Annotated in this window: 12 protein-coding genes and 1 pseudogene; 6 read left to right on the top strand and 7 right to left on the bottom strand. The window is 71.5% G+C overall.

All coding sequences use genetic code 11. The features are described 5' to 3' along the window. Positions 1–88 precede the first annotated feature (88 nt). Together ACFQE5_RS17835 and ACFQE5_RS17840 are read left to right on the top strand one after the other, a co-directional pair. Positions 89–715, top strand: coding sequence for an NYN domain-containing protein (locus ACFQE5_RS17835; RefSeq protein WP_379586540.1), 627 nt, complete (start codon positions 89–91; stop codon positions 713–715). Between the two features lie 5 nt (positions 716–720). Beyond that, the gene (locus ACFQE5_RS17840) at positions 721–2,046 is read left to right on the top strand and encodes an amidohydrolase family protein (protein ID WP_379586541.1); all 1,326 of its coding nucleotides are present in this window, start codon (positions 721–723) and stop codon (positions 2,044–2,046) included. Positions 2,047–2,106: 60 nt separating this feature from the next. On the opposite strand, the gene ACFQE5_RS17845 is transcribed toward ACFQE5_RS17840, so the two are convergent. Both ACFQE5_RS17845 and ACFQE5_RS17850 read right to left on the bottom strand, forming a co-directional pair. After that, positions 2,107–3,351: a D-arabinono-1,4-lactone oxidase gene (locus ACFQE5_RS17845; protein ID WP_379586543.1), complete on the bottom strand. Its 1,245-nt coding sequence runs from the start codon at positions 3,349–3,351 to the stop codon at positions 2,107–2,109. A gap of 70 nt (positions 3,352–3,421) precedes the next feature. After that, positions 3,422–4,957, bottom strand: a complete 1,536-nt coding sequence (locus ACFQE5_RS17850; RefSeq protein WP_379586544.1) for an MFS transporter — start codon at positions 4,955–4,957, stop codon at positions 3,422–3,424. Between the two features lie 79 nt (positions 4,958–5,036). Between ACFQE5_RS17850 and ACFQE5_RS17855 the strand changes: the two genes are divergently transcribed. Continuing rightward, complete coding sequence (locus ACFQE5_RS17855) at positions 5,037–5,561, top strand: TetR/AcrR family transcriptional regulator (RefSeq protein WP_379586545.1); 525 nt, start codon at positions 5,037–5,039, stop codon at positions 5,559–5,561. Here ACFQE5_RS17855 and ACFQE5_RS17860 read toward each other — a convergent pair whose 3' ends face one another. Together ACFQE5_RS17860 and ACFQE5_RS17865 are read right to left on the bottom strand one after the other, a co-directional pair. Continuing rightward, positions 5,562–6,266: a TetR/AcrR family transcriptional regulator gene (locus ACFQE5_RS17860; protein ID WP_379586546.1), complete on the bottom strand. Its 705-nt coding sequence runs from the start codon at positions 6,264–6,266 to the stop codon at positions 5,562–5,564. A gap of 207 nt (positions 6,267–6,473) precedes the next feature. Then, positions 6,474–6,884 (bottom strand): hypothetical protein, encoded by a 411-nt coding sequence (locus ACFQE5_RS17865; RefSeq protein ID WP_379586547.1) that lies wholly within the window; start codon positions 6,882–6,884, stop codon positions 6,474–6,476. Positions 6,885–7,575: 691 nt separating this feature from the next. Here ACFQE5_RS17865 and ACFQE5_RS17870 point away from each other — a divergent pair. Further along, complete coding sequence (locus tag ACFQE5_RS17870) at positions 7,576–8,892, top strand: AI-2E family transporter (RefSeq protein ID WP_379586548.1); 1,317 nt, start codon at positions 7,576–7,578, stop codon at positions 8,890–8,892. Between the two features lie 7 nt (positions 8,893–8,899). On the opposite strand, the gene ACFQE5_RS17875 is transcribed toward ACFQE5_RS17870, so the two are convergent. Genes ACFQE5_RS17875 through ACFQE5_RS17885 form a run of 3 tightly spaced genes read right to left on the bottom strand, consistent with a single transcriptional unit; the run spans position 8,900 to position 11,455 of the window. Then, positions 8,900–9,871, bottom strand: a complete 972-nt coding sequence (locus ACFQE5_RS17875) for a M56 family metallopeptidase (protein WP_379586549.1) — start codon at positions 9,869–9,871, stop codon at positions 8,900–8,902. Then, a complete protein-coding gene (locus ACFQE5_RS17880; protein WP_379586552.1) occupies positions 9,868–10,245 on the bottom strand; it encodes a BlaI/MecI/CopY family transcriptional regulator in 378 nt (125 codons plus the stop codon). Before ACFQE5_RS17880 ends, ACFQE5_RS17875 begins: the two co-directional genes overlap by 4 nt. Before the next feature lie 49 nt (positions 10,246–10,294). Then, a complete protein-coding gene (locus ACFQE5_RS17885; RefSeq protein ID WP_379586553.1) occupies positions 10,295–11,455 on the bottom strand; it encodes a class I SAM-dependent methyltransferase in 1,161 nt (386 codons plus the stop codon). A gap of 145 nt (positions 11,456–11,600) precedes the next feature. Between ACFQE5_RS17885 and ACFQE5_RS17890 the strand changes: the two are divergent. Together ACFQE5_RS17890 and ACFQE5_RS17895 are read left to right on the top strand one after the other, a co-directional pair. Beyond that, a pseudogene (locus tag ACFQE5_RS17890) lies at positions 11,601–12,125 on the top strand (dTDP-4-dehydrorhamnose 3,5-epimerase family protein); the annotation flags it as partial. A gap of 124 nt (positions 12,126–12,249) precedes the next feature. Continuing rightward, a complete protein-coding gene (locus ACFQE5_RS17895) occupies positions 12,250–13,056 on the top strand; it encodes a CoA transferase subunit A (protein ID WP_379586554.1) in 807 nt (268 codons plus the stop codon). The last annotated feature ends 14 nt before the right edge of the window (positions 13,057–13,070 follow it).

The raw sequence follows: 13,070 nt of genomic DNA on the forward strand, positions 1-13,070 counted from the left end.
CCGCGCTCTCGTCCGTCGCCCGGATGGTATCCACGCGACAGGGATAGGGTCGGTCAATGATCTCGACGCGCCCGATGGTGGAGCCCTCGTGACGGCGCTCGCATCGGTGGTCCCGACCTCTCGTGTGCTGCTGGTCTGGGACGCACCGAACATGGATATGAGCCTAGGATCGCTGCTCGGAGCCCGCCCGACATCGGCCTTCCGCCCGCGGTTCGACGCCGTGGGGCGCTGGCTGCTCGAGCTGGCAGGTCCGGAGGCGATCGCCGAGGCCTGCGTGTTCACCAACGTCGTTCCCGGCAGCACAGAGGTCGTCCGGCCGTGGGTGGAGGCGCTGCGCAACGTCGGTTTCGCCGTCTTCGCCAAGCCGAAGATGACCGAGGACTCCGACATCGACGACGACATGCTGCGGCACATCCAGCTGCGCATGAACGAGGGGGCGTTACGGCACGTCGTCGTCGCCTCGGGTGATGGGCGGGCGTTCCGCGAACCGCTGGAGGCCCTCGTCGCCCAGACGACCGCGGTGACGGTCATCGGGTTCCGCGAGTACGCGAACTTCGCCCTGACCTCCGAGGTGATCGACTTCGTCGATCTCGAGGACATCGAGGGTGTGTTCCGCGAGCCGCTGCCTCGAATGACGCTCGACACGCTGCCGGAGGAAGGCGCCTGGCTGCCGCCGTTCCGTTCGCTGCGCTCCCTGCTCGAGCCGAGGCGGTAGCCGGCGTGTCGTCGTGCCCCAGCCGCTTCACCGCCCCGGTCGCCCTTCCGTGCGACCCGGGCTGCTCGGTGCTGCGCGACGCGGTTGTCGACGTCGGAGCGGACGGTCGGATCACCTGGGTCGGTACCCGCGCCGCCGCCCCGGCGTCGGATGCGCCGGTCCGGGCCCTGCCCGGCCTGCTGTTGCCCGGCCTGGTCAACACCCATTGCCACACCCCGATGACGGTGCTGCGCGGGATGGGCGGCGACCTGCCGCTGATGCGGTGGCTGACCGGGGTGATCTGGCCCGCCGAGGGCCGACTGACGGCCGAGGACATTCACGCGGGCATGGTTTCGGGCGGCGTGGAGCTACTGCGGACCGGCTGCACGACCAGCGTCGAGATGTACTTCTACACCGACGCGGTGATCGACGCGGTGCTGCGCGTCGGCTCGCGGGCCGTCGTCACCCCGTGTGTCATCGCCGGGCCCGGTTGGGACCGGTTGGGCAGCTGGGAGGACATGCTCGACGACATCACCTCGCGGATCGACGCGGCGGGCCTGTGTGCCGGGCCGGGGGATCGCATCGAGTTGGGCTTCGGGCCGCACGCGGCATACACGCTGCCCCCGGAGGCGTTGATCGCGAGCGGGGAGCGCGCGCGGGAGCGCGGTGCACTGCTGCACATTCACGTCGCCGAGTCGGTGCACGAGGACGTGGACGTCCGCGCGAGGTACGGGTCGGTGCCCGCCCTGCTCGAGGAGCTCGGCGTGCTGGGCGGGCGGGTACTCGCGGCGCACGGCGTGCACCTCTCCGATGCCGACATCGGCCTGTTCGCGGGCCGCGACACCGCGGTGGCGCACTGCCCGGGCTCCAACGCCAAGCTCGCGGCGGGAATCGCCCGGGTGATCGATCTACGCAGGGCGGGGGTCCGCCTCGGTCTGGGCACGGACGGTCCCGGTTCCGGCGACGATCTCGACCTGTGGCAGCAAGCCCGGCTCGCCGGCCTCCTGGCGCGGGTGAGCACGGCCGACGCCGCCGCGCTGACCGCCGCGGACCTGCTGCTGCTCGCCACCCGCGGCGGCGCGAACGCGATCGGCCGCGACGATCTCGGGGCCCTGGAGCCCGGTCGCTGGGCCGATCTCGTGCACATCGACCTCGACGAGCCTGCCTTCGTCGACCCGTCCGACGACGCGCAACTGCTGTCCAACCTGGTGTGGGCCGGCGGGTCACGGCTGGTGCGCGACGTCTGGGTGGCGGGCGAAGCGGTGCTGGCCGACGGTGAGCCCACCCGCGTCGACCGCGCGGCCGCCCGGGCGGCCGTGCGGGCCGTGGCTCGGCGGCTGCACGCGTCCTGACCCCGACTCGGTCGCGGAAATACCGCGACTCGCGCTCGGAAATACCGCGACTCGCGGGGATCAGGCGCCGAGGAGGGAGTCGACGTGGGCGCCGGAGAAGCGGCGATCGGGGTCGAACCGGTTGCGGACGGCCTGGAAGTCGGCCAGCCGGGGATAGGCTCGCTCCACCTCGGTGCGGCCCCACCGGTGGTGACCCGCCCAGTGCGGGCGCCCGCCAACGGCCTCGAGGACGGTACCCGCCAACGCGAAGAGCGGCGCCGGGTCCACGCCGCGGGGACTGCGCAACGCCACCCACGCCGTCGGTCGGTTCCAGGCGGGATGCAGCCAGCCCGTCTCGGCGGGTCCGACGCGGACCAGGACCGGGCTGCGCAGCTCCATCCGGCGGGCGGCGGCGGCCGCGCCGAGCTCGCGCAGGGCCGTGCCGAGCGTCTCGCGGGGCAGCGCCCACTCCGCCGCCTCGGCACGGACCGGACGGCGGTCGGGCAGCACCCGGTGCGCCGGGCCGACCACCGTGCCACCCCAGCGGGCGGTCCGACGCAGCGTCGGGGCGAGCCGGGATACCACCCGGCCCAGCGCCTCGGCCGATCCGGCCGCGGCGGCCCGGACCAGGTCGCGTCGCACGGGGGCGCTCTCGAGGTCCGGCTCGACCGGGTCGCCCCAGCGGGCCAGCGCCTCCCCGCTCGGCACGTGCAGCACGATCTCGGCCCAGGCATGGGCATCGAGCACCCCGCCGGTGGCCACCAGCTCCACGGGCTCACCCGGCTCCTCGTGCACCTGCAACAGGCGAAGCGGCACGGTGCGCAGCTCGACCTCGGTGAGCACACCCAGCGCGCCGAGGCCGGTGCGCACGGCATCGAGGTCGGGCCCCTCGACACGGCGAACGGTGCCGGTGCCGTCGACCAGCCGCACACCGGTGACCTGTGCGGACAGCGAGCCGGTCGTCGCCCCGCTGCCATGGGTTCCGGTGCCGATGGCCCCGGCCACGGTGAGCTCAACGGCGTCCGGGACCACCGCCAGCGCCCGGCCGTGTTCGGCCAGCTCACCGTGGAGGCTCTCGAGTGTCGCGCCCGCGCGGACCCGGACCCGCTCGCCCACCACCGCGACGACGCCGGTGAGCGCGCGGCAGTCGAGCTGGACGTCGTCGGTCACCGCGAGCGGGCTCCACGAATGCCCCGTGCCGACCGGCCGGATGCGCAGCCCCCGGCTGGCCGCCCGGCGCACCGCCGCGGCGACACCCGCCTCATCGAGCGGACGGTCGGTCGCTCGCGGGCGGCTCTGCTGCGCACCGGACCAGTTCGTCCACATCTCGGTCAGCCTAATACTCCAGCCCGAGATCGTGATCTTGCAGCGTGCACCGGGCCGGGACGCTCGGATCTCAGCGGCCCGCTCCACCCCGGGCGGGCCGCAGCAGGAACAGGGCCAGGACGGCAGTCACGAGCAGCAGGAGGGCGGTCCCGATGGCGGCGACGTGTATCCCGGCGACGAAGGCCTGGTGTGCCGATCGAACCAGCTCGGCCCCGACACCCGACTCCAGCCGTTTCGCCGTGGCGATCGCGCCGCCGAGCGTTTCGCGTGCCGCCCGCGCATCATCCTCGGCGAGCGCCGTGACATCGAGCCGGCCGCGGAACACCGCCATCAGCACGCTGCCCAGCACCGCTATCCCCGCCGCTCCGCCCAGCTCGTAGGACGTCTCCGAGACAGCGGACGCGGCGCCGGCGCGCTCGGGCTCCACGGTCTCGACGACCATCGCCGAGGTGAGCGTCAGCGCCACGCCTGCGCCCAATCCGATCAGCGTGAAGGCCGAGGCGTACAGGACGGCCCCGCCGTGCGGGGAGAGCCCGATCATCGACACCGCGCCGAGTGCGGTCACCATCAGCGGCACACCCAGCGCGAGCCTCGTCCCCCACCAGCGCGCCAGCGGAGCCGCAAGCAGCGATCCCACGACGCTCGCGGCGGTGCCGGGCAACATCAGCAGCCCGGCGGACAGCGGCCGGTGGCCCAGCACCAGCTGAACGAACTGGGAGCCGAAGAACAGCACCCCGGCCAGGGCGAACACGGACAGCGCGTTGGCCACGATCGCGGTGGAGAAGGACGGCAGCCGGAACAGCCGCACGTCGATCAGTGGATCGTCCAGGGTGCGCTGCCGCCGGACGAACACCCAGCCGACGACGACCCCCAGCCCGCCGAGGACGACCGGGAGCCAGGATGGTCCGTGCGCGGCCGTCTCCTTGACGGCGTACACCGTCGCCAGCATTGCCAGGATCGAAAGCCCGGCGCTGACCAGGTCGAACCGGCCCGGCCGCGGATCGCGGGACTCGGGGATCACCCGTGGCGCGGCCGCCAGCAGCAGGATCATGATCGGGACGTTGACGAGGAAGACCGAGCCCCACCAGAAGTGCTCGAGGAGCCACCCGCCGAGCAACGGCCCCACTGCGGCACCACCGCCCCACATCGCGCCCCAGATTCCGATGGCGGTCACCCGCTGTGCGGGGTCACGGAACATCGACCGGATCGAGGCCAGCGTCGCCGGCATCAGGGTCGCTCCCGAGACGCCCTGGAGCACCCGAGCGGTGATCAGCATGCCGGGGGTGGTCGAGAACGCCGCCAGCACCGAGGCCACCCCGAAACCAGCGGCGCCGGCGAGCAGCAATCGGCGTCGTCCGATCCGGTCGCCGAGGGTGCCCATGGTCACCAGCAGCCCGGCGAGCACGAACGAGTAGACATCGATGATCCACAGCAGCTGGCTGCTCGTGGGGCCGAGGGCTTCACTGATGAACGGCACCGCGACGTCGAGAACCGTCGCATCCACAGCGATGAGCAGCACCGCAAGGGCCAGCACGGCCAGGCCGAGCCACTCGCGGACACCGGCGCGGGTGGGCACCGCACGAGTCGGGTCGGAGTCCCGGATCATTTCCTGCCCCCCTCCAGCACCGACCGTCCGGACGGTCTTGCGTCATTCTGCCAGACCGTCCGGACGGTAGGATGTGCCGATGAGCGAGACCTCCACCCGCGACCGCATCCTCGACGCGCTGGAGCAGTTGCTGGCCGGCACCGGTGCGGCCCAGATCTCGTTGGAGAGCGTCGCCGCTCGAGCGGGAGTGTCCAAGGGCGGTCTGCTGCACCATTTCCGGAGCAAGGAGGCCCTGCTCGCTGCCCTGGTCCGCAGGTTCGGGGAACGGGCGGACGCCCGGCTCGCCGCCGCCCTGCGCGGGGGGACCAGCGTCGCGAACTTCTACCTGCAGTCCTACGAGGACTCCGACGAGGAGAGCTTTGCCCTGTTCCGTTCCGCACTCGCGGCGCTGCGCTCGGCCGACGGCCGGCACACCGAGGTACAGCACGCCCTGACCGAGGTGATGCGCTCCTGGGACGAGGGCCTACGCAGGGAGATCACCGATCCGGTGCAGGCCGAGATCGTGCGTCTCGTCGGCGACGGGCTGTTCCTCGCCGCGTTGCTCGGCCTCCCGCAACCGGAGCCCGAACTCCACCGTCAGGTCACCGAGCGACTCCTCGGATGATCACCGGTCCGTTCGGGCGTCCGCTGCGCCACCGGTTCCGGACGCGGGGTCCTCGGCGAGCATCCCGGCGATCTCGGTGAGCAGCGCCTCGAACAACGGCTCCGGGTCTGCCGTCAAGAAGGCCAGCTTCTCGAACACCTCCAGCGCGACCGTCCCGTACAGCAGGATCCAGCAGCGCAGCAGCAGATAGATCGCGTCTGGCCGGATGAGATGCCGTTCGACCGGCACACCGGCCTCGGCGAACCCGGACAGCAGCAGCTCGCGGAACGACTCCAGCATCGGACCGGCCCCGGGCGGTGCCGCCCGGGACGCCGCGGCCAGCCGTCCCGACGCCAGCATCCCACCGGCGACTTCCATGAGGACCAGCCCGAACTGGCCACGGATTCCGGTGCCGTCCCCTCCCGGCGCACCGAAAACCAGGGTGAACTCCGCGCGGTGCCGCAACGCCCAGGTTCGGAACCCGCGAAAGGCCGCGAGCATCCGCTCCTGTGGATCATTCGGCGGCACCCGGTCGATGAGTGCCCGCAGATCACGCGCGAGATCGGCGCAGATGTCCTCGCAGACCGCGCTGACCAATGCCGCCCGCGACGGGAAGTACCGATACAGCGCGGGGGCGGTGAGCCCGAGCTCCGCGGCGATGGCGCGGAGGGTGAGCGCCTTCGCACCCTGCTCGACGAGCAGGGTGCGCGCTCGGGCCCGGATCATGCGCTCGGTGTCGGAACGGCCTCGGACCGGCCGGCCGGATGACGATGTGTTCGCCGTCATGGTCGCCATCCTGCCCCTTGTGAACGGCGTTCACCCAGCGTACCGTCGCCCGGCGAGTGAAGTGCGTTTACATTAGGGGCGGCGCATGCACGTCGTCCCGGGAAGCCGGAGCCGCGCTCCCCACGGCTCCGGCTTCCCGGACCGGGATCACCAACGGCCGTCGATCCCGGTCCGGACCCTGGTGGACCGATGATGGCGCCCTGACGGCTCGGGCAACGCGTGCGCACCCCCGGTCGCGCACCCCCGGTGGCGTGTGGCGGCCTCCCGCGGCGGGATCAAGGCCTGAACGGGGATCGGTGCGGTCAACGGGTCGCGGCGGAAGGCGACCATCGGATCCACCGGCCGGGCCCGTGGTGCCGGCGGGACCGGCGCCGCCGCGGGTTCGTGCTGGCGGCTCCGCCAGCCACCGGCGGTCAGGGCGTGGAAGATCGGCGTCTCCGCGGCGATCTCGCTCCGGCTGGCGTGCCGCCCCAGGATCGGGCTGGGCTGGTCGCTCGCCAGGAGCGCGGCCCGTCGCCGCGCCGTCGCGTTGCTGACGGCTCTTCCCTGCTCTGTCACGCGTCGCACCTCCATGTCTCGATCATCCGGTTCGTCCGGCATCGCCGCGGTGCGCTCACCGACGCCACCCTCTCGCACGGGCCGTCTACGCACCCTGCCACCCACAACGGGGACACCCGGCAGGGGAAACGGGCCCGCCCCTATCGTCACGACTCTTCCCCGTAAGTCCGCCCGTTAGGGTGATGCGGCCGCACCGAATGCAACCTGTAGTAGCCATTTGGGAGGTGTTGCACCGCATCGGCGAGGGATCGGCCCGCTCTACGATCGAGCCGGAGCCGCCCGAGGGGAGCTCGGTGCCGCGACTGCGGGTCGACCGCTCCAGCGCCCGCCGACCCGGCCCGCCCCCGGCCGTGGCTCCCCGCAGCCCCCCCGCCCGGCGCTCCGACCAGCGAGGCACTGTCGCCCTCCCGGTCGACGACCGAGCAACCGGCCCGGTGCGCACCGACGACCACGCCGCCGCGCATCAGCGCCATCGTGTCGATTCGCAGTCGAGTCTTCCCCGTTCGATAGCCCAATACTCCGTCCGAGTTAAGTCACATGTGTGTTATTTCTGCTGTCCGTAGCGACGTGTCCACAGCGCTGCTCCACCCGGAGAGGTGCGCGCCACGCTCAGTGCCGTGGCCCACCCAGGACCGCCGGCCCTGATGTGTTCCGTTGGGCGCTCCACCCCGCGGACCGTTAACGTGCCGATGTGAGCGCTGACATGGGCGGACCCGTCCGCGGCTCCGACCCTGATCCGCATCCGATCGCACCCGAACCCCCGCTCGGCGCGGCCGGCTCACAACCCGCCCCACCGCCAGGAGCGGACGGTGACGTCGCGAACCGCGATCCCGCGCCACGGATCCCCAGCCCGCTGCGAGCCACCTCCGAGGTGTGCGCCCGGATTCTGATCATCTCCGCGGCGCTGGCCCTCCTGCTGTTCCTGATCGTGCAGCTGCGGGTCGTGGTGATCCCGGTGGCGATCGCCGTGCTGCTCGCGGCGTTCCTGGCGCCGTCGGTGCACTGGCTGGTCGCTCGACGGGTGCCCCGCGGGGCCTCCACAGCACTGGTTCTCGTCGGGGGGCTGGTCCTGTTCGGCGGCCTGCTCTCGTTCGTCGTCAACACCTTCATCCGCAGTTTCCCCGACCTGCTTTCCCAGCTGAACGCGAGCTTCACCTCGATCCGGCCGCTGCTGTCCGGGCCGCCGTTCAACCTCCCGGTAACACAGCTGGAGAACCTGCCGGCCCAGTTGGGGAAGGCCATCAGTCAGAACCGCGACGCGCTCACCAGCGGTGCGCTGACCACCGCCGCGACCGTCAGCGAGATCGTCGCCGGGATCGCGCTCGCGCTCTTCTCACTGATCTTCCTGCTCTACGACGGCCCGCGGATCTGGCAGTTCCTTCTGCGCGGGGTGCCGCGGGCCCGCCGCGCACGCGTCGATGCCGCGGGCCGCCGCGCATTCGCCTCACTCGTCGGCTACACCAGGGCGACGGTGCTCGTCGCCATCGTCGACGCAACCGGCATCGGCATCGGGTTGTGGATCGTCGGGGTACCGCTGGTCGTGCCGTTGGCTGCGCTGGTGTTCCTCGGTGCCTTCATCCCCACCGTGGGTGCCGTGGTCACCGGGGCGGTGGCGGTGCTCATCGCGCTGGTCGCCAACGGTGTGATTCCGGCGCTGATCGTGCTCGCGATCGTCATCGCCGTCCAGCAGCTGGAGGGCCACGTGCTCCAGCCGCTGCTGTTGGGCCGCGCGGTCCAGCTGCACCCGCTCGCGGTGGTGCTCGCCGTCGCCGCGGGCGTGGTCATCGCCGGTATCCCCGGTGCGCTGCTCGCCGTTCCACTACTTGCGGTGCTCATCGCCGGGGCCCGGTCGCTCCTCGCGGAGACCGAGCAGGAACCGCACCTGATCAGCGCCATCGATCCCCGACAGGGTCGGATCGGGACCGAGCCGGTCGTGCCCCGGGAGCCGTCCCGGCTCACCAGGCTGCTGCGCAGGCTGGTGCAGCGAGAACCGGCCGGCGACCGGTGAGCGGCGGTCAGCTCAGCGCCGTGGCCGCGGTGGCCAGCAGCGAAGTCGCGATGAGCAACCCGCACGCGGCGAGCAGCGGAGCCCCGGCAACGATGCCTCCGAACACTCCGCAGCCGGTGAGCCGTCTCCAGCGCGAAGGCGGCTGCGCGACCATCGCGAGATGACGCAACCGCAGGTCGACTGCGTCCCTGGCCATGGCCAATGCGTGCTCCGGGGTGCAGGCACCGGTGAGGGTCACGAGCGCGCTGCCCACGGCGTCAGCGCCGCAGGCGCGGACCGCGCTGATGTCGGCGGCGAGTTCGACCTGCTCCCGCAGCTCGATACGGGCCGTCCGGAACAGCCGAACGAACGGCAGGGCGCGGGCCAGCACGTCGGCGGCCGCGACCAGCAGATGGTGTCTGCCGCGCAGGTGCGCGTGCTCATGGGCGAGCACCGCGTCCAGGCCCAGCGGCGACAGCCTGCGGCGCAAGCCCTCGGTGAGCACCACGGTGCCCGGCCGCCCGCTCAGACTGAATGCGGCCGCGCGATCGGATTGCAGCCAGAGCGTCGAAGGCCCCCCTCGAGGGCATTCGACCAGGTCACCGACCATGCGAAGAATTTCGAGCTGGCTGCGGACCCGGGAGCGGTGGGACCGCGCCTGCCGCAGGCCGACCCACAGCAGCCGGACCAGGAGCGCCCCGCCGAGCGCCGTCGCGACCCAACCGACCAGGTGATAGATCACGAAGTCGGGGGCGTTGCGCACCGCCGACCACCAGGACCTGCTCACCAGTCCGGCCAGCCTGTTGTCGACGAACAGGGTGGGCCGGGCGACCATCACGAGCCCGGCTCCAGCCGTGCCGAGCACTCCCGCGATGACCAACACCCAACCGACGATCACGATGACCGGGTCGGCGGCATGGTCAACCATGGCCCGAAGAACACGCGGCGCGGTGAGCGCGACGATCAGCGCGCCGAGCAGCAGGGCGAGCGCGACGGTCATCCGCGGCTCCCGGCCGGTCCACCGTCGCCCGGACCGAGCGCATCCCGCAGGACCGCGGACTCATGGGGCGAGACCGAACGGGCGAAATGCAGCAATACGGCCTCGACGTCCTCGGAGGAGTCGAGCAAGTCCCGAAGTGCCTTCGCGGTGGCCTCCTCACGGCTGGCGACGGGCCGATAGCGGTAGGCCCGTCCGTCCATCGCCCGCTGGACCCAGCCCTTGCGGTGCAGGTTGTCCAACACGGTCATGACCGTCGTGTAGGCGAGCTGGCGATCCCGGGTCAGCTCCTCGAGCACATCACGTACCCGCCGCGGCCCCGACGCCCGCCACAGCACGTCCATCACTGCCGCTTCGAGCGCACCGAGCCTGCGCATGTCGCCTCCCCACTCCGAGAACAGAGTCGGCTCCCGTCGGACCGGTCGCTCACAGTGTCATCGGACGACACAGAGTCGATGTTTCGGCAGCGGTGGCTGCCTCGATCGCTCTCGGTTCCGGGTCGAGCACCACCCACCGCCCCCCGGCCTCCTCGATGTCCGGCAGCGCACCGCGTACCTCGTCGGCCAGGCCCGCCAGGAACAGCAGCACCCGGTCCGGCGAGCGGGCAACCAACTCGGCGGGCGAGATGATCGGGATGTCGGTACCGGGCATCCTTTTGCCCTGTTTGGCCGGCGACGCATCGGCGATGGCGGGCAACAGTCCGGTGTCGATCCCGGCGCGGCACACCAGCGGCACCGAACGGGACGCGGCGCCATAGCCCAGAACCAGCCGTCCGGCGGAACGCTCAGCGGTCAGCCATTCGCGCAGCCGCCCGGCCGACGCGGCATCGTCCTGCAGGCGGCGCACCCGAGTGACGTCACACACACCCGCGTCACGCTCGGACTCGATCAACGCCAGGGTCGCGGCGTCGGGCGCCGGAGAGCGTGTCGCGGTGAGCAGCACGGTGCCACCCGCCATCGGGTACCACCAGGCCCGATGCACGCCGAGGCCGTGTGTGCGCAGCGCACCGTCGAGCGCGGGAACCGACCAGTAGGCGAAATGACCGTGCCGCAGGTCGTACCACTGCCCCGTGCGGAGCATGGTGGCGAAGCTGTGCAGCTGGACGACGAGCGTCCCGCCGGGAGCGAGCGCCTCGGCCTTGGCCTGCAGCGACACCTCCTGGTCGGGCTCGTGCAGCAGGCCGTAGACATCGATGACGATGTCGGCGGAGCCGGCCCCGGTCTGCTCGACGAGACCGTGGCCGGCCAGCCTCGGCAGCCACGACCCGCCGTGCGGGCTACCGAACTCGATGACGGTCGCGGCTGGTCGCAACAGTCCCTCGTCGCCCATCCGCGTGATCGAGAGTTCGGTCTGGTCCAGCATCGCCTGGGGTTCGATGCCGGGAATCTCCTCGACCGAGCCGGCATCTTCGATGAGCTGGGCGAGTCCGCAGGCAGCGCACCACCACATCCGGAGCAGGTGGGACGGGTCGGGCAGCGGTTGCGCGACCGGTGGCATCCGGTCCCACGACGGCTGCCGTCCCAGGTCGAGAACCACCTCACCGGCGGACGAACCGCATGACCGGCAGCGGAAGGAAGGGGTGTCCATCACCTGCCCTGACCTCGTGCGTGACGTAGGGGATCTAGTACTAAGTGCGATCGTAGTCTGGGCCCTCGCACCGCCCCCGCCCGGCACCGCAGGCAATGTGTGACGCTGAGTGCTCATCGATCTCGTGTTACGGAGGTTCGTCGCGTTGCAGTCCCACCGCACCGCCATCGACGGTGTTGTGCTGTTCGTCCCCGAACCGCATCACGACGAACGGGGTTTCTTCAGCCGCACCTTCGACGCCGCCGTCGCCCGTGAGCACGGCATCGACGTCGGCGACTTCATCCAGGACTCGCAGTCGCGGTCGATCCAGGGGGTGATCCGAGGCCTACACGGCAGGCTCGGCCGCGGCGAGGCGAAGCTGGTCCGGTGCGCGCGGGGAGCGATGCACGACGTCGTGGTCGACGCTCGCCCGGGGTCGCCGACGTTCGGGCAGGTGGCGATGTTCCGCCTCGACGACACGAACCTGCACCAGCTCCATATCCCGCCGGGCTGCCTGCACGGCTTCCAGGCCCTCACCCGCGTCGTCGACACCTGCTATCGCATCGACCGTGAGCACGACCCGAGCGAGGACATCACCGTCCGGTTCGACGACCCCGAACTGGACGTGTACTGGCCGCTGCCGGTTGGCCTGATGAGCGCGAAGGATGCCGTCGCGGGCTCCTGGGCCGAGCTGTGCGACCGCCTCGGGGTGCCCCGGCAGGCGGGGTCGGCACAGGTCAACACAGCGGGACGGGTGGCGAGCGGGGGTCGGAGTGGGATTGCCGGGGTAGCCTCGCGAGATTAGCGTGCCCGTCGTGGGGGAGATCGTGGCACTGCGTGACGCCGTGGCCGAACTCGTGCACGACGGTGACACCGTGGCTCTGGAGGGGTTCACGCACCTGATTCCGTTCGCGGCCGGCCACGAGATCATCCGACAGCGCCGCCGCGACCTGACCTTGGTCCGGATGACCCCCGACCTGATCTACGACCAGCTCATCGGCGCCGGATGCGCCCGCAAACTCGTCTTCTCCTGGGGCGGCAATCCCGGCGTCGGGTCGCTGCACCGGTTTCGCGACGCGCTCCGCCACGGCTGGCCGGTCCCGTTGGAGATCGAGGAACACAGCCACGCCGGGATGGCCAACCGCTACGTCGCGGGCGCCTCCGGGCTGCCCTTCGCGGTGCTGCGCGGCTACTCCGGTACCGACCTCCCGGCGCACACCGCCACGATCTCCACGGTCACCTGCCCATTCACCGGTGAGCGGCTGGCCGCTGTCGCCGCGATCAACCCGGACGTGACGATCGTGCACGCCCAGCTGGCCGACCGGGCAGGCAACGTACAACTGTGGGGGATCACCGGGGTCCAGAAGGAGGCCGTCCTCGCGGCACGACGCTCGCTCGCCACCGTCGAGGAGATCGTCGACGAGCTCACTCCGGTTCCCGGTTCGGTGATCCTGCCGTCCTGGACCGTGACCGCGGTCGCCGAGGCACCCCGTGGCGCCGCTCCCTCCTACGCCCACGGCTACTACGAGCGCGACAATGCCGCCTACCTGGCATGGGACACGATCAGCCGCGACCGGGAACAGTTCGCCTGCTGGCTACGCGAGCTGGAGGCGCAGACGTGAGCACCGCGCATCGA

The sequence above is a fragment of the Pseudonocardia hispaniensis genome (genome assembly GCF_042658695.1).
Taxonomy (GTDB): domain Bacteria; phylum Actinomycetota; class Actinomycetes; order Mycobacteriales; family Pseudonocardiaceae; genus Pseudonocardia; species Pseudonocardia hispaniensis.